This window comes from Shinella zoogloeoides (genome assembly GCF_030733845.1).
GTDB classification, from domain to species: Bacteria; Pseudomonadota; Alphaproteobacteria; order Rhizobiales; family Rhizobiaceae; genus Shinella; species Shinella zoogloeoides_C.
Genome location: NZ_CP132311.1, coordinates 3,756,174 through 3,779,962, shown reverse-complemented (window position 1 = coordinate 3,779,962; position 23,789 = coordinate 3,756,174). Strand labels below are relative to the sequence as shown.

General features: G+C 66.7%; 27 protein-coding genes. 15 read left to right on the top strand and 12 right to left on the bottom strand.

What is annotated here, in order from left to right; all coding sequences use genetic code 11:
• The first annotated feature begins 84 nt into the window (after positions 1–84).
• The 6 genes from mepA (at position 85) to Q9316_RS19460 (ending at position 6,176) form a co-directional block, all read left to right on the top strand.
• On the top strand, positions 85–1,152 hold the full coding sequence (gene mepA, locus Q9316_RS19485; protein WP_306033209.1) for a penicillin-insensitive murein endopeptidase: 1,068 nt from the start codon (positions 85–87) through the stop codon (positions 1,150–1,152).
• A 94-nt stretch (positions 1,153–1,246) separates the two neighbouring features.
• Positions 1,247–1,627, top strand: a complete 381-nt coding sequence (locus tag Q9316_RS19480) for a methylglyoxal synthase (protein ID WP_306033208.1) — start codon at positions 1,247–1,249, stop codon at positions 1,625–1,627.
• Positions 1,628–1,689: 62 nt separating this feature from the next.
• Positions 1,690–2,712: a glucokinase gene (locus tag Q9316_RS19475; RefSeq protein WP_306033207.1), complete on the top strand. Its 1,023-nt coding sequence runs from the start codon at positions 1,690–1,692 to the stop codon at positions 2,710–2,712.
• A 120-nt stretch (positions 2,713–2,832) separates the two neighbouring features.
• Entirely contained in the window at positions 2,833–4,626 is a 1,794-nt protein-coding gene (locus Q9316_RS19470) for an ABC transporter ATP-binding protein (RefSeq protein WP_306033206.1), read from the top strand.
• Positions 4,627–4,645: 19 nt separating this feature from the next.
• Complete coding sequence (gene dapB, locus Q9316_RS19465) at positions 4,646–5,464, top strand: 4-hydroxy-tetrahydrodipicolinate reductase (protein ID WP_306033205.1); 819 nt, start codon at positions 4,646–4,648, stop codon at positions 5,462–5,464.
• A gap of 76 nt (positions 5,465–5,540) precedes the next feature.
• On the top strand, positions 5,541–6,176 hold the full coding sequence (locus tag Q9316_RS19460) for a 2,3-bisphosphoglycerate-dependent phosphoglycerate mutase (protein ID WP_306033204.1): 636 nt from the start codon (positions 5,541–5,543) through the stop codon (positions 6,174–6,176).
• A 54-nt stretch (positions 6,177–6,230) separates the two neighbouring features.
• Here the strand turns inward: Q9316_RS19460 and Q9316_RS19455 are convergent, their stop codons facing one another.
• Both Q9316_RS19455 and Q9316_RS19450 read right to left on the bottom strand, forming a co-directional pair.
• Positions 6,231–7,103, bottom strand: coding sequence for a bifunctional helix-turn-helix domain-containing protein/methylated-DNA--[protein]-cysteine S-methyltransferase (locus tag Q9316_RS19455; protein ID WP_306033203.1), 873 nt, complete (start codon positions 7,101–7,103; stop codon positions 6,231–6,233).
• A 121-nt stretch (positions 7,104–7,224) separates the two neighbouring features.
• The gene (locus tag Q9316_RS19450) at positions 7,225–7,725 is read right to left on the bottom strand and encodes a DUF2244 domain-containing protein (protein ID WP_306033202.1); all 501 of its coding nucleotides are present in this window, start codon (positions 7,723–7,725) and stop codon (positions 7,225–7,227) included.
• 22 nt (positions 7,726–7,747) lie between these two features.
• On the opposite strand from Q9316_RS19450, the gene nth reads away from it, so the two are divergent.
• Positions 7,748–8,512, top strand: a complete 765-nt coding sequence (gene nth / locus Q9316_RS19445) for an endonuclease III (protein WP_371877937.1) — start codon at positions 7,748–7,750, stop codon at positions 8,510–8,512.
• On the opposite strand, the gene Q9316_RS19440 is transcribed toward nth, so the two are convergent.
• Positions 8,502–9,077 carry a TetR/AcrR family transcriptional regulator gene (locus tag Q9316_RS19440; protein WP_306033200.1) on the bottom strand — a complete coding sequence of 192 codons (576 nt, stop codon included), beginning with the start codon at positions 9,075–9,077 and terminating at the stop codon, positions 8,502–8,504. The genes nth and Q9316_RS19440 overlap by 11 nt on opposite strands.
• An 84-nt stretch (positions 9,078–9,161) precedes the next feature.
• Between Q9316_RS19440 and Q9316_RS19435 the strand changes: the two genes are divergently transcribed.
• Positions 9,162–9,587 carry a VOC family protein gene (locus tag Q9316_RS19435; protein WP_306033199.1) on the top strand — a complete coding sequence of 142 codons (426 nt, stop codon included), beginning with the start codon at positions 9,162–9,164 and terminating at the stop codon, positions 9,585–9,587.
• Here the strand turns inward: Q9316_RS19435 and Q9316_RS19430 are convergent.
• Positions 9,558–10,295: a sulfate transporter family protein gene (locus tag Q9316_RS19430; protein ID WP_306033198.1), complete on the bottom strand. Its 738-nt coding sequence runs from the start codon at positions 10,293–10,295 to the stop codon at positions 9,558–9,560. The genes Q9316_RS19435 and Q9316_RS19430 overlap by 30 nt on opposite strands.
• Before the next feature lie 152 nt (positions 10,296–10,447).
• On the opposite strand from Q9316_RS19430, the gene Q9316_RS19425 reads away from it, so the two are divergent.
• On the top strand, positions 10,448–12,484 hold the full coding sequence (locus tag Q9316_RS19425; RefSeq protein WP_306033197.1) for a HAMP domain-containing methyl-accepting chemotaxis protein: 2,037 nt from the start codon (positions 10,448–10,450) through the stop codon (positions 12,482–12,484).
• 27 nt (positions 12,485–12,511) lie between these two features.
• On the opposite strand, the gene Q9316_RS19420 is transcribed toward Q9316_RS19425, so the two are convergent.
• On the bottom strand, positions 12,512–13,567 hold the full coding sequence (locus Q9316_RS19420; RefSeq protein WP_306033196.1) for a lysine-2,3-aminomutase-like protein: 1,056 nt from the start codon (positions 13,565–13,567) through the stop codon (positions 12,512–12,514).
• Positions 13,564–14,628, bottom strand: coding sequence for an EF-P lysine aminoacylase EpmA (epmA, locus tag Q9316_RS19415; protein WP_306033195.1), 1,065 nt, complete (start codon positions 14,626–14,628; stop codon positions 13,564–13,566). Before epmA ends, Q9316_RS19420 begins: the two co-directional genes overlap by 4 nt.
• A gap of 152 nt (positions 14,629–14,780) precedes the next feature.
• Here epmA and efp point away from each other — a divergent pair, with 152 nt between their 5' ends.
• Both efp and Q9316_RS19405 read left to right on the top strand, forming a co-directional pair.
• The gene (efp, locus tag Q9316_RS19410) at positions 14,781–15,350 is read left to right on the top strand and encodes an elongation factor P (RefSeq protein ID WP_024270973.1); all 570 of its coding nucleotides are present in this window, start codon (positions 14,781–14,783) and stop codon (positions 15,348–15,350) included.
• 122 nt (positions 15,351–15,472) lie between these two features.
• The gene (locus tag Q9316_RS19405) at positions 15,473–16,465 is read left to right on the top strand and encodes an adenosine kinase (protein WP_306033194.1); all 993 of its coding nucleotides are present in this window, start codon (positions 15,473–15,475) and stop codon (positions 16,463–16,465) included.
• On the opposite strand, the gene Q9316_RS19400 is transcribed toward Q9316_RS19405, so the two are convergent.
• Complete coding sequence (locus Q9316_RS19400) at positions 16,458–16,997, bottom strand: SH3 domain-containing protein (protein ID WP_306033193.1); 540 nt, start codon at positions 16,995–16,997, stop codon at positions 16,458–16,460. The two genes, Q9316_RS19405 and Q9316_RS19400, sit on opposite strands and share 8 nt — an antisense overlap.
• Positions 16,998–17,178: 181 nt before the next feature.
• On the opposite strand from Q9316_RS19400, the gene Q9316_RS19395 reads away from it, so the two are divergent.
• A complete protein-coding gene (locus tag Q9316_RS19395) occupies positions 17,179–18,183 on the top strand; it encodes a 2-hydroxyacid dehydrogenase (protein WP_306033192.1) in 1,005 nt (334 codons plus the stop codon).
• Here the strand turns inward: Q9316_RS19395 and moeB are convergent.
• Both moeB and recF read right to left on the bottom strand, forming a co-directional pair.
• On the bottom strand, positions 18,180–18,938 hold the full coding sequence (gene moeB / locus Q9316_RS19390) for a molybdopterin-synthase adenylyltransferase MoeB (protein WP_306033191.1): 759 nt from the start codon (positions 18,936–18,938) through the stop codon (positions 18,180–18,182). The genes Q9316_RS19395 and moeB overlap by 4 nt on opposite strands.
• Positions 18,935–20,059 (bottom strand): DNA replication/repair protein RecF, encoded by a 1,125-nt coding sequence (recF, locus tag Q9316_RS19385; RefSeq protein WP_306033190.1) that lies wholly within the window; start codon positions 20,057–20,059, stop codon positions 18,935–18,937. The genes moeB and recF overlap by 4 nt, the downstream gene beginning before the upstream one ends.
• A gap of 193 nt (positions 20,060–20,252) precedes the next feature.
• On the opposite strand from recF, the gene Q9316_RS19380 reads away from it, so the two are divergent.
• On the top strand, positions 20,253–20,930 hold the full coding sequence (locus Q9316_RS19380; protein WP_306033189.1) for an HAD-IA family hydrolase: 678 nt from the start codon (positions 20,253–20,255) through the stop codon (positions 20,928–20,930).
• A 4-nt stretch (positions 20,931–20,934) separates the two neighbouring features.
• Here the strand turns inward: Q9316_RS19380 and Q9316_RS19375 are convergent, their stop codons facing one another.
• Positions 20,935–21,543: a TetR/AcrR family transcriptional regulator gene (locus tag Q9316_RS19375; RefSeq protein ID WP_306033188.1), complete on the bottom strand. Its 609-nt coding sequence runs from the start codon at positions 21,541–21,543 to the stop codon at positions 20,935–20,937.
• A 98-nt stretch (positions 21,544–21,641) separates the two neighbouring features.
• Here Q9316_RS19375 and Q9316_RS19370 point away from each other — a divergent pair, with 98 nt between their 5' ends.
• Positions 21,642–21,878 (top strand): hypothetical protein, encoded by a 237-nt coding sequence (locus tag Q9316_RS19370; RefSeq protein ID WP_306033187.1) that lies wholly within the window; start codon positions 21,642–21,644, stop codon positions 21,876–21,878.
• A gap of 50 nt (positions 21,879–21,928) precedes the next feature.
• Here Q9316_RS19370 and Q9316_RS19365 read toward each other — a convergent pair whose 3' ends face one another.
• Together Q9316_RS19365 and Q9316_RS19360 are read right to left on the bottom strand one after the other, a co-directional pair.
• Entirely contained in the window at positions 21,929–22,588 is a 660-nt protein-coding gene (locus Q9316_RS19365) for a peroxiredoxin (RefSeq protein ID WP_306033186.1), read from the bottom strand.
• 259 nt (positions 22,589–22,847) lie between these two features.
• Positions 22,848–23,429 carry an IMPACT family protein gene (locus Q9316_RS19360; RefSeq protein WP_306033185.1) on the bottom strand — a complete coding sequence of 194 codons (582 nt, stop codon included), beginning with the start codon at positions 23,427–23,429 and terminating at the stop codon, positions 22,848–22,850.
• Positions 23,430–23,592: 163 nt separating this feature from the next.
• Between Q9316_RS19360 and Q9316_RS19355 the strand changes: the two genes are divergently transcribed.
• Entirely contained in the window at positions 23,593–23,781 is a 189-nt protein-coding gene (locus tag Q9316_RS19355; RefSeq protein WP_306033184.1) for a hypothetical protein, read from the top strand.
• Positions 23,782–23,789: the final 8 nt, after the last annotated feature.

The window sequence follows — 23,789 nt, the reverse complement described above, 5'->3', positions numbered from 1 at the left end:
CGCGCCTATTCCGGCCGCGGATTCACTTCTGCGAAAGGATGATCCTTTAGCCTTTTGCAACGATTGCGACTTTCGAGACGGACAATGCCAGCGCATCCCATGCTTTCCCGACTGACCACCTGCCTGATCGCCGCCGGCCTTGCGCTCGGCGCGCTCGCCTCCCCGCTTGCCGCCGAGGAACGACCCGCCAAGGAGCTGTTCGGGGCCAAGCGCCTGCCGGCACAGCTCGCCGCGAGCCCCTATGGCTCCTACGCCAAGGGCTGCATTGCCGGTGCGGTGGCGATCCCGACCGACGGGCCGGCCTGGCAGGCGATGCGCCTGTCGCGCAACCGGCGCTGGGGCCATCCCGACATGATCGCGCTTCTGGAGCGGTTCTCGCAGGACGCGCAGCAGCTCGGCTGGCCGGGGCTACTGCTCGGCGACATCTCGCAGCCGCGCGGCGGGCCGATGCTGTCCGGCCATGCCTCGCACCAGGTCGGCCTCGACGCCGACATCTGGTTCACGCCGATGCCCGACCAGCGGCTTTCGGCCGCCGAGCGCGAAAAGCTGCCCTTCACTTCCATGCTCGACAAGCGCAAGTTCCTGACGGTCGATTCGCGACGCTGGACGGCCACCCATGCAAGGCTCGTCATGAAGGCGGCGAGCTACCCGCAGGTCGACCGCGTCTTCGTCAATCCGGCGATCAAGAAGAAGCTCTGCGAGACCTGGCAGGGCGACCGTTCGCTGCTCGGCAAGGTGCGGCCGATCTACGGCCACGACGAGCATTTCCACATCCGCATCAAGTGCCCGGAGGGCGCGTCGGGCTGCAAGCCGCAGGCAAGGGTGCCGGCCGGCGACGGCTGCGATGCCTCGCTTGCCTGGTGGTTCACCAAGGAGCCGTGGGCCAAGCCGAAACCGAAGAAGGACGCCAAGCCCGTAAAGCCCTGGTACGTCAAGATGTCCGATCTGCCGAAGGCCTGCCGCACGGTCCTCGCCGGCCCCTCGCCGGCTTCCGAAGAGGAAGTGACCTGGCAGGGCAATGGCGGCGTCTCGACCGCGCTCGCCTTCTCCGGCAACGGCGGCGATGCGGGCCGCACGATCGAATCGGTGATCGCCGCCGATACGATGCTGCCGGCCATCGGGCCGATCCCCATTACGCGGCCGTTCCAGTAACCGATCCGGCGGCGGGGCTTTTCAAGGTCCCGCCGCTTTTGTATAAGGCGTTCAAATCGATTTAAATAACCCCGTCGAGCCACGAGGAACGCCCATGTCGCGCCGGAAATGCATTGCGCTCATCGCGCATGACGAGAAGAAGGACGACATGGCGACCTTCGCGCAGCAGAACGAGAAGGTGCTGGCGCAGGCGAAGATCGTCGCCACCGGCACGACCGGCGGGCGCGTGCTGGAAGCCTGTCCCGGCCTTGACGTGACGCGCCTCAAGAGCGGGCCGCTCGGCGGCGACCAGCAGATCGGCGCGCTGATCGCGACCGGCGAGGTCGATCTCCTCATCTTCTTCGTCGATCCGCTCACCCCCATGCCGCACGACGTGGACGTGAAGGCACTGATGCGGCTGGCGATCGTCTACGACATCCCGATGGCGCTGAACCGCGCGACGGCGGAAGACCTGCTCGACTTCGCGACCGATTGACGGCAACCTTCGTCTTGGAATAGCCAAGGCGCACCATCCGCGCAAAAGAACGGGACAGCTTGATGGCACGGCCGAACGACGACATAAACCTCCCCTTCCCCATCCTCGTCGGCGATATCGGCGGAACCAATGCGCGCTTCGCGCTGCTGGTCGACGCCTTCGCCGAGCCGAAACAGTTTCCGATCGTCCAGACGGCCGATTTCCCGAACATCGACGACGCGCTCCAGCAGTGCATCCTCGACAAGAGCTCGGTGCAGCCGCGCTCGGCCATCCTGGCGCTGGCCGGCCCTATCGAGGGCGACGAGGTGCCGCTGACCAACTGCCCCTGGGTGGTGCGCCCGCGCGACATGATCGCCAATCTCGGCTTCGACGACGTGCTGCTCGTCAACGACTTCGAGGCGCAGGCGCTTGCCGTCGCCTCGCTCGGCGATAGCGACCGCGAGAAGATCGGGCCCGGCATCGAGCGCCCGGCCTCCTCGCGCGCCGTGCTCGGCCCCGGCACCGGCCTCGGCGTCGCCGGCCTCGTCCACGCCCGCAACAGCTGGATTCCCGTTCCCGGCGAAGGTGGCCATGTCGATGTCGGTCCACGCAGCGAGCGCGACTACCAGATCTGGCCTTTCCTGGAGCCGATCGAGGGGCGCATCTCCGCCGAGCAGTTGCTTTGCGGGCGCGGCATCATGAACATCTACCGCGCCGTCTCGGCCGCCGACGGCGTCGATGCGCCGCTGGAAAAGCCGGCCGACGTCACCGGAAAGGCGCTTTCGCAGGAGGACCGCGCGGCGATCGAAACCGTTGCACTGTTTTCCACCTATCTCGGGCGCGTGGCCGGCGACATGGCGATGATCTTCATGGCCAAGGGCGGCGTGTTCCTCGCCGGCGGCATCTCGCAGAAGATCCTGCCGGCCCTGCGCGGCCCGGAATTCCGCGCCGCCTTCGAGGACAAGGCGCCGCACAGCGCGCTCCTGAAATCCATCCCGACCTATGTGGTCACCCATCCGGTCGCCGCCCTTGCCGGCCTTGCCGCCTTCGCCCGCATGCCGGATCGCTTCGGTGTTGCAACCGAGGGACGCCACTGGAAAAGGTGAGACGTCCCGGCAGGCTTTGCCGTCGCCCGGACTCGCCAAAGACAGACTGACACCCTATAGAGCGGCGGGCGGACCGGTCTTGGCCGGCCGTCGTCGAGACCGTGCAGGAAAGTCAAGTTATTGGCCGATCAGAGTCGAACCGAGCGCCATCCCGTCAGCTCCGACACCGTCGCCACCGTGCTCAAGCGTGTCATCGCCGAAAACGGCCGCGAGCATGTGCGTGGCTATGCCATCGCCATCGGCTGCCTCATGGTGGTCGCGCTGACGACGGCGTTCACCGCCTGGATCATGGAAGCGGTGGTCAACGAGGCCTTTGCCAACAAGCGCGCCGACCTCGTCATGCTCATCTGCGGCGCGATCTTCGCCGCCTTCGTGCTGCGCGGCTTCGCCACCTATTACGAAGCGGTCATCCTCTCCAAGATCGGCAACAACATCGTCGCGCGCTACCAGCGCCGGCTCTATTCGCACCTGATGGCGCTCAGCGTCGGTTTCTTCAACGAATCGCGCTCGGCCTACCTTGCCGCCCAGATCAGCCAGAACGTCACCGGCATCAGGGACGTGCTGAACATGACCGTCACCTCGCTTGCCCGCGACGTGCTGACGCTGGTCGCGCTCATCGGCGTGATGATCTCCAAGGACTGGCTGCTGACGCTGCTCGTCTTCGTCGTCGCGCCGCCGCTGCTGCTGGGCCTGCGCTACGTCTCCAAGCGCCTGCGCAGCGCGACGCGCGAGGCGGTGGAGCTGAACAGCCACGTGCTCGGCGCCATGCAGGAGACGATCCAGGGCATCAGCATCGTCAAGGCCTTCACCATGGAGGCACAGCTCAAGGGCAAGGTCGAGGCGATCATCGACGAGGCCGAAAGCCGTTCGAACCGCATCGCGCGGCTGACCGAGCGCACCGCGCCGATGACCGAGACCTTCGCGGGCTTCGCCATCTCCGGCGTGCTCGCCTATGCGGCCTATCGCTCGATCTACAGCGGCGTGATGCCGGGCGCCTTCTTCTCCTTCGTCGCCGCGCTGCTGATGGCCTACGATCCGGCGCGCCGCCTCGCCCGCCTGCAGGTCTCGCTGGAGCGCGCGGCCGTCAATGCGCGCATGATCTACGAGATCCTCGACCTGAAGCCCCGCCAAGCCGACCTTGCCGATGCAAGGCCGCTCGCCATTTCCGACGCCAGCATCACCTTCAAGGACGTGCGCTTCGGCTATTCTGAGAACGAGACGATCCTCAAGGGCGTGTCCTTCACCGCCGAGGGCGGCAGGACGACGGCGCTCGTCGGCCCCTCCGGCGCCGGCAAGTCCACCGTCATCAGCCTCATTCCGCGCTTCTACGATCCGGTGGACGGCGAAATTTTAATCGACGGGCAGGACATCGCGCATGTGACCAAGCAGTCGCTCCGCAACGCCATCGCCTACGTTTCCCAGCAGCCCTATCTCTTCGAGGGCACGATCCGCGACAACATCCGCTACGGCCGGCCCGAGGCGAGCGACGCCGAGATCGAGGAAGCGGCGCGCCATGCCTATGCGCACGATTTCATCCTCGCCCAGCCGCTCGGCTACGACACGCCCGTCGGCGAGAACGGCGTGACGCTGTCCGGCGGCCAGCGCCAGCGGCTGTCCATCGCCCGCGCCCTGGTGCGCAACGCGCCGATCCTGCTGCTCGACGAGGCGACCTCAGCGCTCGACACCGAATCCGAACAGGCCGTGCAGAAGGCGCTGGACGAGGCGATGAGCGGGCGTACCGTCGTCGTCATCGCGCACCGGCTGTCAACCGTCGTGCGCGCCGACAAGATCATCGTGATGCAGGACGGCATGGTCGCCGAGGAGGGCACGCACGAGGCGCTTGCGGCCCGCGAGAACGGCCTTTACGCTCGCCTCCACAATCTTCAGGCGCCCGCCGGCAGCACGGGCAAATAACAACGGACAGGAACGAGATATGAGCGGCAACGCAATGAAGCTGGTCGTCGTCGGGGCCGCCGGCCGCATGGGCCAGACGCTGATCCGCACGATCCACGCCATCGAGGGCGCCGAGGTGTTCGCCGCCGTGGAACGGGAGGGCTCGCCCTTCGTCGGCCGCGATGCCGGGGAGCTCGCCGGCCTCGGCCCGATCGGCGTTGCCATCACCGACAAGCCGCTCGAAGCCTTCGTCGCGGGCGAGGGCGTGCTCGACTTCACCGCACCGGCCGCGACGATCGAATTTGCCGGCCTCGCCGCCCAGGCGCGCATCGTCCATGTCATCGGCACGACCGGCTGCTCGGCCGAGGACGAGGAGAAGATCAAGGCCGCCGCCCGCCATGCCCGCATCATGAAATCCGGCAATATGAGCCTCGGCGTCAACCTTCTGGGCGTGCTGACGGAAACAGCCGCGCGCGCGCTCGGTCCCGACGACTGGGACATCGAAGTGCTGGAAATGCACCACAAGCACAAGGTCGACGCCCCCTCCGGCACCGCGCTTCTGCTCGGCAATGCCGCCGCCAGTGGCCGCGGCGTTTCGCTGGCGGAGAATTCCGTGCGCGTGCGCGACGGGCATACCGGCCCGCGGCCTTTGGGCACGATCGGCTTTGCCACGCTGCGCGGCGGCTCGGTCATCGGCGAACATTCGGTGGTGATCGCCGGCGAGGGCGAGACGGTGACGCTGTCGCACAGCGCGACCGACCGCACGATCTTCGCCCGCGGCGCCGTCAAGGCGGCGCTCTGGGCGCGCGACAAGAAGCCCGGCCTCTATTCCATGCTCGACGTGCTCGGGCTCAATTGACTTTCCTGCCGCATCGTTTTTCCGAAACGGCTATCCACGTTTCGGAACGATGCTCTAACCATCGGAGACAGACCCCATGAGCGGAACCCTCGTCCTCGTTCGCCACGGCCAGAGCGAATGGAACCTGAAAAACCTCTTCACCGGCTGGCGTGACCCTGACCTGACGGAGCTCGGCATCGAGGAAGCCAAGACGGGCGGCAAGGCGCTTGCCGAGACGGGCATCAAGTTCGACGTCGCATTCACCTCCGACCTCACCCGCGCGCAGAAGACGCTGACGCTCATCCTCGACGAGATCGGCCAGCAGGGCCTCGAGACGATCCGCGACCAGGCGCTGAACGAGCGCGACTACGGCGACCTGTCCGGCCTCAACAAGGACGACGCGCGCGCCAAGTGGGGCGAGGAGCAGGTCCATATCTGGCGCCGCTCCTACGACGTGCCGCCGCCGGGCGGCGAAAGCCTGCGCGACACCGGCGCCCGCGTGTGGCCCTATTACCTGACGGAAATCCTGCCCCGCGTGCTGCGCGGCGAGAAGGTGCTCGTCGCCGCGCACGGCAATTCGCTGCGCTCGCTCGTCATGGTGCTCGACAAGCTTTCCAAGGAAGAGATCCTGAAGCTGAATCTCGCGACCGGCGTGCCGATGGTCTACGTGCTGAACGCGGATTCGACCGTGAAGTCGAAGGACGTGCTCGGGGACATGTCCGGCGCGCACTGAGCGCTGCCGACGACAAAAGACGAAGGCCGGCGAAAACGCCGGCCTTTTGCATTTTCAGGCCTTGCCCGCTTCCCAGCCGAGCATGGCGCGCTTGCGCGTCAAGCCCCAGTGATAGCCGGTCAGCGCGCCGCTCTTGCCGAGCGCGCGATGGCAGGGCACCACGAAGGAAATGGGGTTGCGACCGACGGCGGCGCCGACGGCGCGCGAGGCGGTCGGCTGGCCGAGCTTTTCGGCGATGGACGAATAGGTGACGGCGCAGCCGAGCGGAATGCGCAGCAGCGCCTCCCAGACGCGCACCTGGAAATCCGAGCCGATCAGCACGATGCGCAGCGGCTCCTTCGGGTCCCAGCGCTTCGGATCGAAGATGCGTTGCGCGTAGGATGCCGTCGCCTCGCGGTCCTCGACATAATCGGCATTCGGCCAGCGGGACGACATGTCCTCGAAGGCATCCATGCCGTCCGCCTCGTCGGTGAAGGCAAGGCCGGCAAGGCCCCGGTCGGTGATCATGACGAGCGCCTGGCCGAAGGGCGACGGGTGCAGGCCGTAGCGTATCGTCAGGCCCGCGCCGCGCGCCTTCCATTCGCCGGGCGACATGGCCTCATGCGTGACGAAGAGATCGTGCAGACGGCCGGGGCCGGAAAGGCCGACCTCGAAACTCGTTTCAAGTAGCGGCAGTTCCTCCTGGCGCAGGAGGCGCTTGGCATGGTCGAGCGTGACGGCCTGCAGGAAGGCCTTCGGCGAAAGGCCGGCCCAGCGGGTGAAGGTCTTCTGCAACTGCGTCGGCGACTGGCCGAGCCGGCCGGCGATATCGTCGAGGCCGGGCTGATCGCGATAGTCCTCGGTGATCATCTCGATGACGCGGCGGACGGTCGTATAGTCGTCGCCCGCGGGCGTGATGTCGGTTTGCAAAGTCGCGGCAATGTTCATCGTTCTTCTCCTGTGCCGCCAGAAAAGCACGCCTCCGGTGTGATCGCCACCCGATTCCTGCTTGCTTGTGTTTCACGCAATTCCGGACGCAAAACCGCTGCACACCTTTGCTGGAATTGCTTCAGTAGCCGCGCTTCACCCGCGCCAGCGCCCCGGAAAAGGCGGAGGCGAAGCGCTCGCGGTCGTCGAGCGGCAGGAAGGTGCCGACATCGGTCTGCCGCCCGCTGCCGGTCACATGCATGGCGGTGATGCCGATCTTCGCCTTGCGGGAGACGAGAAAGCGCGCCCAGAACGGATTGAAGACATGCTCCGTCTCGCTCCCCGACGGGCTGATCTTGCGGATCGAGATGCTGGTGCGCGAGAGCGACACGACCTCGCGCGCCCTGGCCGCCCGGTTGTTCAGCCAGAAGGCGCCGAAGAGCACTAGAAAATCGAGGCCGAAGAACAGGACGACCGGCCAGGCGCCGGAAATCATGAAAACCGCCATATGGGCGAAGCTGAGGGCGCCCGCGATGATGAAGAAGATGCGATGCCCGTTCCGCCCGAGCGAGCGATAGGGGTGCAGCTCGGCGGAAAAGACCGGCAGGTCGTTCATCGAGAGGTCGGCGTTGCCTTGTGTCATGACGCATGACTATAGAAGCAGCATGGAAAACGGAAAGAGCAAAAAGAAGATCAGCCCCGCATCGCCCCGCCGCAAGGCGCCCGCGCGGGTGAAAAGCCTCTATTCGCAGGACGAGCTGAAGGAGATTTTCCGGCGCTTCTCCATCCAGCGGCCGGAGCCGAAGGGCGAGCTCGAACACGTCAATCCCTTCACGCTGGTCGTCGCCGTCGCGCTTTCCGCGCAGGCGACCGATGCCGGCGTCAACAAGGCGACGCGCGCGCTCTTCAAGGTCGCCGACACGCCGGAAAAGATGCTCGACCTCGGCGAGGAGAAGGTCCGCGACTACATCAAGACCATCGGCCTCTACCGCAACAAGGCCAGGAACGTCATCGCGCTCAGCCGGATGCTGGTCGACCGGTTCGACAGCCAGGTGCCGCGCACCCGCGAGGAGCTGGTGATGCTGCCGGGCGTCGGCCGCAAGACGGCGAATGTCGTGCTCTCCATGGCCTTCGGACAGGCGACGATGGCGGTCGACACGCATATCTTCCGCATCGCCAACCGGCTCTGTCTTGCGCCCGGAAAGACGCCGGACGAGGTGGAGGACAAGCTCATCCGCATCATCCCGGACGAGTATCTCTACCACGCCCATCACTGGCTGATCCTGCACGGACGGTATTGCTGCAAGGCGCGCAGGCCCGAATGCGAGCACTGCGTCATTGCCGACCTCTGCAAGTCGCCGGAAAAGACCTCAGACGTGCCGGCCCCGCTGGTGGAGCTTCCGCCGCAGCTCTTCGGCCCTACGCCCTGACCAGCCCGTCGAGGAGGCCGGCGATCGCGTCCTCATAGGCCTTGCGGTCGGCACCCGCCTCGATCGCGATGGCCGCGCGGTCGAAGGCGGCGGACAGGAGGTCGGTCAGCGCCTGGAGCCTTCCGGCCGGCACATCGGGGCCGAGCAGGTCCGAAAGGCCGGTCTTCAGCGCGTCCTCGGCGTTCTCCCGGTCGATCCTGCCGGCGCCCTCGAAACCGAGCACGGCCGGGGCCTCGAGCAGCAGCAGGCGGGTGCGGCCGGGCTCGGCCATCGCGTCGAAATAGGCCGAGGCGCCCGACAGCAGCGCCGCGCGCGGCGAGCCGGCCGGCCGCGAAACCCTTTCGATATGTGCCGCCACCGCCTTCGCCTCACGCTCCAGCGTGGCGCGGAAGAGCGCCTTCTTGTCCTCGAAGTGATGGTAGAGGGCGCCGCGCGTCACCCCGGCTTCCGCCACGATGTCCGGCGTCGCGGTTTCCGCATAGCCCTTCTCCACGAACAGACGCCGCGCCGCCTCGATCAAAGCGAGGCGCGTTGCCTCCGTGCGTTCCTTGTTGCTGCGTGCCATTTTTCCTCTTTACATACAAACTGTACGTATGTTAATTGATAGAAACATACAGATTGTATGTTTATTTCGAGGAAAGGGAAAGAGATGAAAACGACCAGCTACTATCCCGTGATCATGACCGACGACGTGGCCGGCACCGCCGCCTTCTACGAGACGCATTTCCGGTTCGAGGCCCTCTTCACCAGCGACTGGTACATCCATCTCCAGTCGAAGGAGGACGAGAAGGTGACGCTTGCCGTCCTCGACGGCAGCCACGAGACGATCCCGGCCGTCGGCCGCGGCAAGGTCTCCGGCCTGCTCCTGAACTTCGAGGTGGAAGACGTCGACACGGTCTATGACGCCGTGCGCGCCGCCGGCCTGCCGATCCTGCGCGACATCAGGGACGAGGATTTCGGCCAGCGCCATTTCATCACCGCCGATCCGAATGGCGTGATGATCGACGTGATCAAGCCGATCCCGCCGAGTGCCGACTATGCGGCGCTATACGACGCGTCCGTCCTGCCGCAGTGAGAAGCCCGCATCCCTGCGGCTCAGCGCCTTGTGCAGGTGCACCATAAGGCCGGCGGCAAAGAGCGGCGTCATCAGGTTGACGACCGGGATCGCCAGGAAGGCCGCGACCAGCAGGCCGGCGATCAGCACGGTGGAGGCATGCTTGGCCCGGAACAGGCGGGCCTCCGCCGGGCTGCGATAGCGCATCGCCGCGAATTCGAAGAATTCCCGGCCGAGCAGGTATCCGTTGACGAGGAAGAAGGCGACGAGGTTGACGCCCGGAATGAACAGCAGGAACAGCGCGATCAGGTTGCCGAGAATGACGACGCCGAGGAATTTGATCGACCCCGCGATCGCCTGGCCGAGCGGCAGGGCCATGCCCGGCGGCTCCGCCGGATAATCGCGCTTCTCGATGACCTCGGCGACGTCGTCGAGGAAGAACCCGGCGATGATCGCGGTCACCGGGGCCAGCAGGAGGGCGAGGCCGAGCGCCAGGCCGAGGCTGGCGACAATGCCGAAGACGAAGGTGAGCCAGCCCGCCCATTCCGGCAGGTCCGGCATCACGGCCCCCTGGAGCCATGGCCAGGCGAAGGCGACGAAACTCTCGCGCAGGCCGAACCAGATGACGACGAGGGCAAGGAGGGTGAGCCCCAGGACCTTCCAGAAGACGCCGCGCGTCTCGGGTGCGAAGAGATTGGCGAGCGAAAGCCGGGCTGCGTCGAGGATCATCGAAAACTCCTGTTCGCCTCGCATGTAGGGTGTGGAAAAGCGCCCGGCAAGGCAGGAGCTCGGCACCGCGCATTAAGCCCGCGTTAAACGACCGCTCCTAGACTTTCGCGCACTCGCACGAAGCCGTGCCGCCAGAAAATCAGGGAACCGTCATGCGTAATGTCCGGATCAGCAGGCTCCTGCCTGCGCTCTTCGTTCTCATGGTCGTTCTGGGCGCCCTGCAGGGCGCCATCGCCTTCCGCTCGCTCTCGGCGATGACCGGCCATATCGAGCGCATCGGCACGGACCGCATGCCGCAGATGAACACCATCCTGCAACTGAGCCATGCCTTCTCCGAGCTCAACGCGACCTATTCCGAGCACCTGCTGTCGATGGATCCGGACGAGATCGGCCGCATCGAGGGCCGCATCAAGGAACGGACGGACGCCTTTGCCGGCATGGTGGACAGCTATGCGGCCGCCAATGGCGGCGACGCCGCAACGCTTGCCGAGATCGACGGCATCAAGGCGACGCTGAAGACCTATGTCGAGGACTCCGCAAAGCTCATCCAGTTCTCGGCCATCGCGGCCAAGGGACCGGCGCTCGACGTCTACAAGGGCCCGATGCAGGCGAGCGCCGATGCGATCACCGCCTCGCTGAACGACCTCGTCGCCCGCACCCAGAAAGTCACGGACGAAACGATCCTCGCCGCCCGGGGCGAGGAGGACACCGCCTTCGCGCTCACCTGGGCCTCGCTCACCGCGGCCATGGGCCTTGCCATCGCCGCCATCTTCCTCGTCAACCGCCGCGTGGTGACGCCGCTCAACGGCCTTGCCGGCGCGATGAAGCGCCTCGCGGCGGGCGACACGGCCGTCACCATCCCCCATGCCGGCCGCACGGACGAGATCGGCGAAATGGCCGGCACCGTCGCCGTCTTCCGCGACAATGCCGCCGACCGCCAGCGCCTGGAACGCCAGAGCGAGGACGACCGCCGGCGCACCGAGGCCGAACGCCAGGCCCGCGAGGCCGAGCGCACCCGCGACAGCGGCCGCGTGCAGGAGGCCGTCGCAAGCCTTGCCGACGCGCTCGGAAAGCTCGCGGGCGGCGACATGACCTGCCGCATCGAAAAGCCCTTCGACGGCGATCTCGACCGCCTGCGCGAGGATTTCAACGCCTCCGTCTCGCGCCTTGCCGATGCGCTGCGCGAGGTCGGCGAGAATGCGCGGGCGATCGATGCCGGCGCCAGCCAGATCCGCGCCGCCGCCGACGACCTGTCGCGCCGCACCGAGCAGCAGGCCGCCTCGGTCGAGGAGACCGCCGCCGCGCTCGAAGAGGTCACCACGACCGTCAAAGATTCCACGAAGCGGGCGGAAGAGGCCGGCGCGCTCGTCGCCCGCACCCGCTCGGGCGCTGAGAAATCCGGCGAGATCGTGCGCCGCGCCGTCGCGGCCATGCAGGAAATCGAAAAGTCCTCCAGCGAGATCACCAGCATCATCGGCGTGATCGACGAGATCGCCTTCCAGACGAACCTGCTGGCGCTGAATGCCGGCGTGGAAGCCGCCCGCGCCGGTGAAGCCGGCAAGGGCTTTGCGGTCGTCGCGCAGGAAGTGCGCGAACTCGCGCAGCGCTCGGCCAAGGCGGCCAAGGAGATCAAGACGCTGATCAACACGTCAGGCGAACAGGTGCGCAGCGGCGTGTCGCTCGTCGGCGATACCGGACGCTCGCTGCAGACGATCGTCGCCGAAGTGCAGGAGATCAACAGCCACGTCGAGGCGATCGTCGAGGCGGCGCGCGAGCAGTCGGCCGGCCTTCAGGAGATCAACACCGCCGTCAACGCGATGGACCAGGGCACGCAGAAGAACGCCGCCATGGTCGAGGAGACGACGGCGGCGAGCCATGGCCTCGCCTCGGAAGTGCAGGCGCTCAACGCGCTGATCGGCCGCTTCAATGTCGGCGGCTCGCTCGCCTCCGGCCGCACCGTGCATGCGCCGCACCTTCACATCGTGCCAGCCACCACGCCGGCCCCACCTGTCGCGCCTGCCACGGAAGCCAAGGTCGCCCGCAAGTCGCCCGGCCAGTGGAACATCAAGCCGGCCAACCCGGCCTCGCGCCCCGTCACCTCGCCGGCGCTCGCACTTAGCGAAAAGCTCGCCGGAGCCCTCGGCGTCCGGCAGGACAAGGGAAACGACGGGGACTGGGAAGAGTTTTGAGGCGCGCCTGAAAGCCGAAGCCCGGCCTCAGCCCTCCTGCGGCGGATAGGCATGCGTCTCGCCGCGGAAATCGCGCAGGCGAAAACAGCCGTCGTCCGCCTCCTCCACGGCCATGGAATCGGCCCGCACCTTGCCGTGGCCACCGGGAATGTCGAGGATATAGGCCGGCTGGCAGAGGCCGGAGACGCGACCGCGCAGGCTTTCGACCAGCGCCCTGCCCTCGGCGAGCGTCAGGCGGAAATGCGCCGTGCCGGGCGCAAGGTCCGGGTGGTGCAGGTAATAGGGCTTCACCCGGTTCTCGACGAAGGTGCGCATCAGCTCGGCCAGCACCGCCGCGTCGTCGTTGACGCCCTTGAGCAGCACCGTCTGGCTGATCATCACCATGCCGGCATCGACGATGCGGGCGATGGCGGCGCGGGCCTCGCCTGTGAATTCGCGCGGATGGTTGGCGTGGAGCGCCACATAGGTCGTCTTGCCGGAAGCCTTCAGCGCCGCGACGAGCGCGTCGTCGATCCGCGCCGGGTCGACCACCGGCACGCGGGAATGGAAGCGAACGATCTTCACATGCGGGATCGCCGCGAGCCGCTCCATGATGGCCTGCAGGCGGCGCGGCGACAGGACGAGCGGGTCGCCGCCGGTCAGGATGACCTCCCAGATCTCCGGCCAGGCCGCGATATAGGCGATGGCGGCGTCGAGAGCCTTGGCCGAAAGCGTGCCCAGCCCTTCGGGACCCACCATTTCGCGGCGGAAGCAGAAGCGGCAATAGACCGGGCAGACATGCACGGCCTTCAGCAGCACGCGGTCCGGATAGCGGTGCACGATGCCCTCGACGGGGCTGTGCGCGAGGTCGCCGATCGGATCGGCGCGTTCCTCCGGCAGGGTCAGGAGCTCGGCCGCATCGGGGATGAACTGGCGGGCGATCGGATCGAGCGGATCGTCCGCGTCGATCAGTGCGGCGAGCGCGGGCGTGACGGCGACGGCGTATCGCTCGGCAACGGCGGCCGCGCCGCTGCGCTCATCCTCGGCAAGAAGGCCCGCCTCGGCGAGCTCGTCGATCGTCGTCAGGCTGCGCGCCGCCGTCATGGCGCCGTCTCCGCGACGGGCGCCCAGAGCACCTGGTCGATGCGCGAGGCCCCGGTCGCCAGCATGACGAGGCGGTCGAAGCCGAGCGCGATGCCGCTCGCCTCGGGCATGACGGCGAGCGCTGCGAGAAAATCCTCGTCGAGCGGATAGGTCTCGCCATAGACGCGGGCCTTCTCCGCCATTTCCAGCTCGAAACGGCGGCGCTGCTCGGCGGCGTCCGTGAGTTCGCCGAAGGCATTGGCAAGTTCCACACCGCAGGCATAGAGCTCGAAGCGTTCGGCAACACGGCGGTCGTGCTGCGCGGGGCGCGCGAGCGCGGCCTCGGCGACCGGATATTCGCAAAGGATGGTGGCCCGGCCGAAGCCGAGCTCCGGTTCCACCCTTTCCACCAGCACGCGGCTGAAGAGGTCCGCCCAGGTGTCGTCTTCGGCAACGCGCAGGCCGGCGGCCCGCATGGCGGACGCGAGGCGCTGCCGGTCCGTCGAGCCATCCGGGTCGATTGTCGCGAGCAGGTCGATGCCGGCATGGCGCCGGAAGGCATCGGCGACGGTCAGCCGCTCCGGGGCAAGTGCCGGGTCGCAGGTCGCGCCGCGGAAACCGAGTACGGCAGCGCCCGTCACCGCAGCGGCAAGTGCAAGCATTTCGCCGCAATCGGCCATCAGCACGTCGTAGGTTTCGCCCGCCCGGTACCATTCCAGCATGGTGAATTCCGGATGGTGCAGCGGACCGCGCTCGCGGTTGCGGTAGACATGAGCGAAGCACGAAATGCGCCGCTCGCCCGCCGCCAGCAGCTTCTTGCAGGCGAATTCCGGCGAGGTGTGCAGGTAGAGCGGCGTCGCCTCGCCCGAATGGCCGATGGCGGCCGTGACGAAGGCATGCAGATGCGCCTCGTTGCCGGGCGAGACCTGCAAGGTCGCGGTGTCCACCTCGATGAAGTCACGCTCGGCGAACCACGTCCGCAGCGCCGCCTGAATGCGGTTTCGCGCGAGCAGAAACGGCCGGCGGTCGGCATGGACGTCGGGCGTCCACCAGGGCGAGGGCTTCAGGTTTGTGGCGCTCATGTGACAGGTTTCTTCGGCCTTGCCGGCGGTGAGACTGGTGTTTTGCCGGAATATAGGATAGTCGCGGTCCCGAAAACACATTTTCCAGCGTCCGGGAAGGCGTCTTACGGCGGTCCTCTACGACGCGAACCATCCAGTTACAAGGAAGACTTATGGTAAAGATCATCGCCTCTTCCGTCCGCAAGGGCAATGTCCTCGAGGTCGAAGGCAAGCTCTATGTCGTGCTGACGGCGCAGAACTTCCACCCGGGCAAGGGCACGCCGGTCACCCAGGTCGACATGCGCCGCATCTCCGACGGCGTGAAGGTCTCCGAACGCTACCGCACGACCGAGCAGGTCGAGCGCGCCTTCGTCGAGGACCGCGAGCACAACTTCCTCTACGAGGACGGCGACGGCTACCACTTCATGAACCCGGAGAGCTACGACCAGCTTACCATGTCGCACGAAGACATCGGCGACCTGAAGGCCTACCTCCAGGAAGGCATGACGGTCATCCTGTCGGTGCACGAGGGCGTCGCCATCGCCATCGACCTGCCGCGCCACGTCACGCTTGAGATCACCGAGACGGAACCGGTCGTGAAGGGCCAGACGGCCTCTTCCTCCTACAAGCCGGCGATCCTCTCGAACGGCATCCGCACGCTGGTGCCGCCGCATATCACGGCCGGCACGCGCGTCGTCATCGCGACGGAAGACGGTTCCTACGTCGAGCGCGCCAAGGACTGATTTGCCCAAGGGCAACCCGCAAGCCGCCCGCCGGAAACGGCCGGGCGGCTTTTTTCTTTCAACTTCCGGAAAATCCGTTAAGACCGAACCCCGGCTCTATCAAACCGAGACGGGAATTCCGCATGACCAAATTCGACGTGCTGACGGTCGGCAATGCCATCGTCGACATCATCGCGCGCTGCGACGAGAACTTCATCACCGACAACGGCATCATCAAGGGCGCGATGAACCTCATCGACGCCGAGCGGGCGGAACTGCTCTATTCCCGCATGGGCCCTGCGCTGGAAGCCTCCGGCGGCAGCGCCGGCAACACGGCCTCGGGCGTTGCCAGCTTCGGCGGGAAAGCCGCCTATTTCGGCAAAGTGGCGAACGACCAGCTCGGCGAGATCTTCATCCACGACATCCGCGCCCAGGGCGTGCATTTCGAGACGAAACCGCTCGCCGCCACCCCGCCGACCGCCCGCTCGATGATCTTCGTCACGCCCGACGGCGAGCGGTCGATGAACACCTATCTCGGCGCCTGCGTGGAGCTCGGGCCTGAAGACGTCGAGGAGAATGTCGTCGCCGAGGCCAAGGTCACCTATTTCGAAGGCTATCTGTGGGATCCGCCGCGCGCCAAGGACGCGATCCGCGAATGCGCCCGCATCGCGCACGCCAATGGCCGCGAGATGTCGATGACGCTGTCCGACAGTTTCTGCGTCAACCGCTACCGCGGCGAATTCCTCGACCTCATGCGCTCCGGCACGATCGACATCGTCTTCGCCAACAAGGCCGAGGCGCTGGCGCTCTACGAGACCGAGGATTTCGAGGAAGCCTTGACCCGCATCGCGCAGGATTGCCGGCTCGCCGCCGTGACGATGAGCGAGGAAGGCTCCGTCGTGCTGACGAAGGGCGAGCGCACGAAGGTGGACGCGATCAGCATTCCGCGCGTGGTGGACACGACGGGCGCCGGCGATCTCTATGCCGCCGGCTTCCTCTACGGCTATACGGCCGGCCGCTCGCTGGCCGATTGCGGCCGGCTCGGCAGCCTTGCCGCCGGTCTCGTCATCCAGCAGGTCGGTCCCCGTCCGCTGCTGTCGCTGGCGGAGGAAGGCCGAAAGGCCGGCCTTATTTGAAGGCCTCGCCCGGATAGGCGCCCCAGATCTCGTTCTGCGAGACCCAGCCGGCCGTGCCGTCCACTTCGGCACGGCACCAGTCGCCGTTGCATTCGCCGACCTTGATGACGACGCCGGGCTGGATCTTGGCGATGAGCGTCGCGTTGGGCAGCGCCTCGCGGCGCATGTTGACATAGATGTCCTCGCCCTTGCCGCGCATCCACGGCGCGGTGACGGCGGTACGCTCGCCGGAGAGCAGCGCCTGGTTGACCCAGCCTTCCGTACCATCAGCATCGCGGATGCGGCGCCAGTTGTCATATTCCTGGATTATCTCGACCGGCACGCCGGACTTCAGGTAGCGCCAGGCGACGGCGTAGTCGACACTGGGGCCGACCCGCAGGTTGACGCTCTTGGCCTTGAGGCTGACGAAGCGCGGCAGCGGCAGGCCGCTCGGGCCCTTGGCCGCCTGGGCGTGGGCGAAGCCGGCGCCGGTGAGGGAAACGAGGATGCCCGCTAGGGCGGCAAGTCTGAAACGCACGACAAGGTTACGCATGGAAAAATCCGCACAAACTGGAGAGGACATCGGGCTGCCGTGCCGGTCAGCGGTGGCAAATCGCGGGAACCACCTACTGGGCGGATTGTCTTCGCGACCGGGTCTGGTAGAAAATGCCCCTGATGAAGCAATCCTTGCCCAACTTGGTTAAGGACCCGTCAACAGGACGCCGGAACCTCCCATGACGCAGAAGAAAAAACCGAAGGTCTATATCACCCGCCGCCTGCCAGAGGTGGTGGAGACCCGGATGCGCGAACTGTTCGACGCCGAACTCAACATCGACGACAGCCCACGCACCCAACCCGAACTCGTCGCCGCCGTGAAAAGCGCCGACGTCCTCGTCCCCACCCTGACCGACCGGATCGACGCCGCGCTGATCGAGCAGGCGGGGCCGCAGCTCAAGCTGATCGCCTGCTTTTCCAACGGCGTCGACAATGTGGACGTGGAGGCGGCGGCCAGGAAGGGCATCACCGTCACCAATACCCCCAATGTCCTCACCGAGGACACCGCCGACATGACGATGGCGCTGATCCTCGCCGCGCCGCGCCGGCTTGCGGAAGGCGCGCAGATCCTGACGGACCGCAAGGGCGAATGGGCCGGCTGGTCGCCGACCTGGATGCTCGGCCGGCGCATCTGGGGCAAGCGCCTCGGCATCGTCGGCATGGGCCGCATCGGCACCGCCGTCGCCAAGCGCGCCAAGGCCTTCGGCCTCTCCATCCACTACCACAACCGGAACCGCGTGCGCCCGGACACGGAGGACGCGCTGGAAGCGACCTACTGGGACAGCCTCGACCAGATGCTCGCCCGCGTCGACATCGTCTCGGTCAACTGCCCCTCGACGCCCGCCACCTTCCACCTGCTCTCGGCCCGCCGGCTCGAGCTGATGCAGCCGACCAGCTACCTCGTCAACACGGCGCGCGGCGGCATCGTCGATGAAACCGCGCTGATCAAGTGCCTGCGCGAGGGAAAGATCGCCGGCGCCGGGCTCGACGTCTTCGAGAACGAGCCGGCGGTCAGCCCGAAGCTGCTGAAGCTCGCCGCCGAAGGCAAGGTCGTGCTGCTGCCGCATATGAGCTCGGCGACGATCGAGGGCCGCGTGGACATGGGCGAGAAGGTGGTGATCAACATCCGCACCTTCTTCGACGGCCACCGGCCGCCGGACCGCGTGCTGCCGAGCCGGGTTTAGACCTTCCGCCGCCTGTACTTCAGTGTCTCGAAGCGCGCCGCCAATCCGTCGTAGAGCAGCAGGCGGCCGACCAGCGGGTCGCCGGCGCCCGTCACCAGCTTGATGACCTCCATTGCCATCATCGTGCCGATGACGCCCGTCAGCGCGCCGACGATGCCGGCCTCGGCGCAGGCTGGCACGACGCCCGGCGGCGGAGCGGCGGGGAAGAGGTCGCGGTAGCCGGGGTTGAGCGTGCCGTCCGGCCCGGCCTCATAGGGTTTCAGCACGGTCAGCGACCCGTCGAAACGGCCGACAGCGCCGGTGACGAGCGGGATGCGGGATGCCTCCGCGGCATCGGCGGAGGCGTAGCGGGTGTCGAAATTGTCCGAACCGTCCACAAGCAGGTCGTATCCGGACAGCAGGCGCGGCGCGTTTTCCGGCGTCAGCCGTTCGTCGATGCCGGTAAAGAGCACATGCGGATTGAGCCGCCCGACGGCGGCCTCGGCGCTGGCGATCTTCGGCGTGCCGATGCCCGCCGTGTCGTGAATCACTTGGCGCTGGAGATTGGAGAGCGAGACCGTGTCGTCGTCGAGGACGCCGATATGGCCGATGCCGGCGGCGGCGAGGTACTGGATGACCGGCGCACCGAGGCCGCCCGCGCCGACGACCAGCACATGCGCCGCCTTCAGCTTCTGCTGGCCGGCCCCGCCGATTTCCGCAAGCACGATATGGCGGCGGTAGCGGTCGATCTCTTCGGGCTTCAGGGGATCGGTCATGTCACGATGCCTCCGTTCGAGACGGTGAGAAACTGCGCGCGTTCGCCGAGCGCATCGAACATCGCCCGGTCGGTGCCGGTCATGAAGGCCTGGCCGCCGAGCGCGTCGACGCGGTCGAACAGCGCGGCACGGCGACCCTCGTCGAGATGGGCGGCGATCTCGTCGAGCAGCAGGACGGGCGCATGGCCGGTCATGCTCGCCACGAGGCCGGCATGGGCAAGGATGAGGCCGACGAGCAGCGCCTTCTGCTCGCCCGTCGAGCAGCGCTCGGCCTCCATGTCCTTCTCGCGGTGGCGAATGACGAGGTCGGCGCGGTGCGGCCCGTCCAGCGTGCGGCCGGCGGCAGAGTCGCGGTAGCGCCCTTCCCTCAGCATTTCGAGATAGATGTCCTCGATCTCGTAGGCCGGACGCTGCCATTCCCCGTCGAGGAAGCCGGAGAGCCGCATGGTGGCCGAAGGGAAAGGCCCGTCGTCGCGCGCCGCCTCGACGAGGCCAGAGAGCAGGCCGACGAGTTCGTGGCGCGCATGGGCCATGGCGATGCCGAGCTCGGCCATCTGCTTTTCCAGCGCCGTCAGCCAGGCGGGATCGGGCCGGGGTTCGGAGAGCAGCCGGTTGCGTCCGCGCATCGCCTTCTCGAAATCCGTCGCGCGGCGGCCGTGCTCGGGATCGAGCGACAGCACCAGCCGGTCGAGGAAGCGGCGGCGATCGGCGGAAGGGCCGGTGAAGAGGCCGTCCATCGAGGGCGTGAGCCAGAGCACGCGCAGGTGATCGAGCAGCTCGTCGACGGTGCGGGCCGGCGTGCCGTTGATCCGGAGCTTTCGCGCCTGGCCCTCGTCGCCGCCTTCCGTGCCGGTGCCGATATCGACTTCGTCCATCATGCCCTCGACGGTGGCGAAGACGGAAAAGCCGCCCTCGCTGCCGGCGCGGGGAACATCGCCATAGGCGGCGCGGCGCAGACCCCGGCCGGGCGACAGGAAGGACACGGCCTCCATGAGATTGGTCTTGCCCGCGCCGTTCTGTCCCGTCAGTACGACATGCCGGCCGTCGAGCGGCAGCGACAGGCCCGCATAATTGCGGAAATCCGTGAGCTTGAGGCGGGAGAGAAAGACCTTGTGCGGCATGGGCTGAGAGCTAGAGCATTTTTTTGCCGAGGGGAATCACCCGCCGGCGCATAAATCGGAGAACAACAGAAAGATGGGGTGGCCATCCCGCCGCCGCAACGGCATGGCATGGTTGCCTGCGCTCCCGGGAGGGGGTAATCGGAACGTCCCGCCGCGCTTTGCATTCTCCCCTCCCAGTCAGCAGGTCCTCGCCTTGTCCTCTTCCGCCCGTCCGCTCTTCGAGCGCAGCTTCTCCGCCTTCCTCTTCGACATGGACGGCACGATCATCAATTCCATTCCGGCGACGGAACGGGTGTGGAGCCGGTGGGCGCTGAAGCATGGGCTCGACGTCGCCACCTTCCTGCCGACCATGCACGGCCAGCGCGGCATCGACACGATCGGCCGGCTCGGCCTGCCGGGCGTCGATCCGGTCGCCGAGGCGAAGGAAGTGGAACGGGGCGAGATGGAGGATGTCGACGGCATCCTTCCCATTCCCGGCGCGATCGCCTTCCTGTCCGCGCTCCCGGCCGGCCGCTGGGGCATCGTGACGTCGGCGCCGGCCGCGCTGGCACATCGGCGCCTCGCCGCCGCAGGCATTCCGCTGCCTGAAGTCATCGTGACGGCCGAGGACGTGACCAAGGGCAAGCCGGCGCCGGACGGCTACCGGCTCGGCGCCGCGCGTCTCGGTTTCGATCCCGCCGATTGCCTCGTCTTCGAGGACGTGCCGGCGGGCATCCTGGCCGGCGAAGGGGCAGGCGCGCATGTGGTCGTGATCACGGCGACGCACCACCAGCCGATCGAGACGAGCCATCCGCGCCTCGAAAATTACGAGGGCGTTTCTTCCGTGGTGGACGCCGACGGCAAACTCAGCCTCGTGCAGAGCGCAGGCTGAGCGATCAGCCGGCCGGTTTCGCCACGATGCCGGCCAGCACCGTATCGACGACGGCGTCGACCTCCGCGTCGGAAACGTCCAGCCGCTCGGTCAGGAGCCGCCCCCAGGCGAAGCTCGACAGAATTTCCGTGACGAGCTCGGGCCGCACATCGGCGCGCACCTCGCCGCGCGCCTGCGCCTTCTCGATGATCCGGCCGCTCTGGCAGCGGCGGTCGGCCATGTAGGCGGACAGCGCGGCAAGCGCCTCGGGCTCGCCTTGGGCCTTGGCCACCACGCTGCGGAAGATCGCGCCGTTCGTGCCCTCCCAGGTCTCCAGCAGCCCGGTCACGTAGGCGCGCAGATCCTCGCGCACATTGCCCTTGTCGGGGTAGTTGAAGCCGGCCTTCTTGCGGCTGTGATAGACATCGAGCAGCAGCGCGGCCTGCGAGGGCCACCAGCGATAGATCGTCGGCTTGCCGGCGCGCGCGCGGCGCGCCACCGCCTCGATGGAAAAACCGCCGAGCCCATTTTCCAGCAGCACCGCTTCCGCCGCGGCAAGGATCGCCTCCTGGCTCGCCGGATTGCGCGTCGCGCCGATCGAGCGACGCGCGGGGCTGGTGTCTGCTTCTGACATGTCGTCTTCCTTTTTTTCGCTTGTAGCACGAACGGCACTTGAACGGAACGTTTCGTTTCTATATAAACGAAACGTTCCGTTCTATAAAGGATCCTCCCATGACCAACACCTCCCCCGTCCGCAAGCTCTCCAAGCCGCATCTCGCCCTCGTCACGCTGCTGCCCGTCTATCCCCTGATCACCGCCATCCTCTACGTCGTGCTGCCGCTGACGGAGGGCTGGACGATCTGGCAGCGGACGGCCGTCATCACGCCGGTCATGGTTTTCGCCATGGTCTTCGTCGTCTCGCCCTTCGTGCAGAAGCGGTTCTCGGGCTTCATCCTGCGCGCCAAATGAAAAAGCCGGGGTCTTTCGACCCCGGCCTGTTTTCGTTCCGGCGGTGACGTTCAGGCGGCCGGCTGCTTCGTCTTGCGCAGATAGGGCAGGACCGTATCGAAGGCGCCGAAGCGCGCGATGGCGTCCTCGTTGGAAACGGCGGCGGTGATGATGACGTCGTCGCCCTGCTGCCAGTTGGCGGGCGTCGCCACCTGATGCTTGCTGGTGAGCTGGATCGAATCGATCGCCCGCAGGATCTCCGCGAAGTTGCGGCCCGTCGTCATCGGATAGGTGAGGATCAGCTTGATCTTCTTGTCCGGGCCGATGACGAAGACCGAGCGCACGGTGGCGTTGTCGGCCGGCGTGCGGCCCTCGGAGCTTTCACCGGCAGCGGCCGGCAGCATGTCGTAGAGCTTGGCGACCTTCAGGTCCTTGTCGCCGATCAGCGGATAGTCGACGTCGAAGCCCGTGGCGGTGCGGATGTCGGCCTTCCACTTGGTGTGGCTGTCGACCGGATCGACCGAAATTCCGATGATCTTGACGCCGCGCTTGCGGAACTCACCCTCGATGCCGGCCATGGCGCCGAGCTCGGTGGTGCAGACCGGGGTGAAGTTCTTGGGGTGCGAGAAGAGCACGGCCCAGCCGTCGCCGATCCAGTCATGGAAATCGATCGTGCCGGCGGTGGTTTCGGCGCTGAAGTCCGGAGCGATGTCGTTGATACGCAGGCTCATGGTATCGTCCTCTTTGTCGTGCGGGATCGCGGGCAAGCCGCCCGCGGGAAATGGTCCGGCCGGTAGATAAACCGAAAAATCCACCTTGCATATAGCCGTGCGCTGCCGGCGCGAGGCCGGGGACGAGCGCAACTTTGCGCCGATTCCGTCCGCAGGAAGACGGCTTTCGGCCTCTCTCCGCCGGCACGCCAAACCGTTCTCCAAAGATGCCGTGCGGCGGAAAGGCGATTTTATTTGTTCCTGTGGGCAAAAACGGCCGTCAGCCGTCGATTTCGGCGCGCCCGCTGGTGAGATCCACGATCAGCCGGCCGATTTCCTCCGCCTTTTCCGAGGGCACGCGGAAGGACAGGCGGGCGCCCGTATCGTGATAGGTCTCGTCGTCCATTACCAGCCCGGCGGCAGCGCCGAGCCGCGCCTTGACGAGCGCCAGATCGGAAAACCCGAGCGAGACGGTGAGCGCGACCCGCTCGACATATTCGGTTTTCGCGGCGGCGCGCAGGCAAAGCGCGGCCGTGCCGCCATAGGCGCGGATGAGCCCGCCGCTGCCCAGAAGAATTCCGCCGAACCAGCGGGTGACGACGACCAGCGTGCGGTCGAGCGCCTGGCCGTCGATGGCCTGGAGGATCGGCTTGCCCGCGGTGCCGCTCGGCTCGCCGTCATCGTTGAAGCGATAGGCCTGGCCGATGCGCCAGGCCCAGCAATTGTGGTTCGCGGCGGCATCCGACACCTCCGCCAGCCGGGCCCTCGCCTCCGCCTCGCTGTCGACCGGGCAGGCGATCGCGCGGAACCGGCTCTTGCGGATCTCCTGCTCGAACTGTTCGGTGCGGTCCAGCGTGTACAAGGCTCATTTCCAAGGCGGTTTGCGGGTGGATCTAACCCGTCTCGTACCCTTTCGGCCCCCGGCGCTTCAAGAGACGAATAGAACACCAATTTTATAGACTATTGACACATGCCACGATTTCGCCATGATGTTGACCGGAACCAACAACGACGGAGACGGTGGCATGATGTATCTCGGTGGCGTGACGCTCGGCTACTTCAACCTCTATCCGGTCGGCTTCCAGCCGAAGACCGAGGACACGGACCGCGACGAGGCGCGGGGCACTGCCACGGAAGACAGGCTCCCGCTCGAAGGCAGCCGGCTCTCCTCCTCCCGCCGCCCGGTGCAATGGCCGCTGCACGTCTTCTTCTGACGCTCTAC

Coding starts and splice junctions, on each gene's coding strand:
- mepA (WP_306033209.1), top strand. CDS start 85: ATGCCAGCGCATCCCATGCTTTCCCGACTGACCACCTGCCTGATCGCC.
- Q9316_RS19440 (WP_306033200.1), bottom strand. CDS start 9,077: ATGGCACGCAGCAACAAGGAACGCACGGAGGCAACGCGCCTCGCTTTG.
- Q9316_RS19435 (WP_306033199.1), top strand. CDS start 9,162: ATGAAAACGACCAGCTACTATCCCGTGATCATGACCGACGACGTGGCC.
- Q9316_RS19420 (WP_306033196.1), bottom strand. CDS start 13,567: ATGACGGCGGCGCGCAGCCTGACGACGATCGACGAGCTCGCCGAGGCG.
- efp (WP_024270973.1), top strand. CDS start 14,781: ATGGTAAAGATCATCGCCTCTTCCGTCCGCAAGGGCAATGTCCTCGAG.
- epmA (WP_306033195.1), bottom strand. CDS start 14,628: ATGAGCGCCACAAACCTGAAGCCCTCGCCCTGGTGGACGCCCGACGTC.
- Q9316_RS19405 (WP_306033194.1), top strand. CDS start 15,473: ATGACCAAATTCGACGTGCTGACGGTCGGCAATGCCATCGTCGACATC.
- Q9316_RS19395 (WP_306033192.1), top strand. CDS start 17,179: ATGACGCAGAAGAAAAAACCGAAGGTCTATATCACCCGCCGCCTGCCA.
- Q9316_RS19455 (WP_306033203.1), bottom strand. CDS start 7,103: ATGAACATTGCCGCGACTTTGCAAACCGACATCACGCCCGCGGGCGAC.
- Q9316_RS19400 (WP_306033193.1), bottom strand. CDS start 16,997: ATGCGTAACCTTGTCGTGCGTTTCAGACTTGCCGCCCTAGCGGGCATC.
- nth (WP_371877937.1), top strand. CDS start 7,748: ATGGAAAACGGAAAGAGCAAAAAGAAGATCAGCCCCGCATCGCCCCGC.
- Q9316_RS19425 (WP_306033197.1), top strand. CDS start 10,448: ATGCGTAATGTCCGGATCAGCAGGCTCCTGCCTGCGCTCTTCGTTCTC.
- Q9316_RS19450 (WP_306033202.1), bottom strand. CDS start 7,725: ATGACACAAGGCAACGCCGACCTCTCGATGAACGACCTGCCGGTCTTT.
- Q9316_RS19355 (WP_306033184.1), top strand. CDS start 23,593: ATGATGTATCTCGGTGGCGTGACGCTCGGCTACTTCAACCTCTATCCG.
- Q9316_RS19460 (WP_306033204.1), top strand. CDS start 5,541: ATGAGCGGAACCCTCGTCCTCGTTCGCCACGGCCAGAGCGAATGGAAC.
- Q9316_RS19370 (WP_306033187.1), top strand. CDS start 21,642: ATGACCAACACCTCCCCCGTCCGCAAGCTCTCCAAGCCGCATCTCGCC.
- Q9316_RS19375 (WP_306033188.1), bottom strand. CDS start 21,543: ATGTCAGAAGCAGACACCAGCCCCGCGCGTCGCTCGATCGGCGCGACG.
- Q9316_RS19365 (WP_306033186.1), bottom strand. CDS start 22,588: ATGAGCCTGCGTATCAACGACATCGCTCCGGACTTCAGCGCCGAAACC.
- Q9316_RS19475 (WP_306033207.1), top strand. CDS start 1,690: ATGGCACGGCCGAACGACGACATAAACCTCCCCTTCCCCATCCTCGTC.
- Q9316_RS19480 (WP_306033208.1), top strand. CDS start 1,247: ATGTCGCGCCGGAAATGCATTGCGCTCATCGCGCATGACGAGAAGAAG.
- Q9316_RS19430 (WP_306033198.1), bottom strand. CDS start 10,295: ATGATCCTCGACGCAGCCCGGCTTTCGCTCGCCAATCTCTTCGCACCC.
- moeB (WP_306033191.1), bottom strand. CDS start 18,938: ATGACCGATCCCCTGAAGCCCGAAGAGATCGACCGCTACCGCCGCCAT.
- recF (WP_306033190.1), bottom strand. CDS start 20,059: ATGCCGCACAAGGTCTTTCTCTCCCGCCTCAAGCTCACGGATTTCCGC.
- dapB (WP_306033205.1), top strand. CDS start 4,646: ATGAGCGGCAACGCAATGAAGCTGGTCGTCGTCGGGGCCGCCGGCCGC.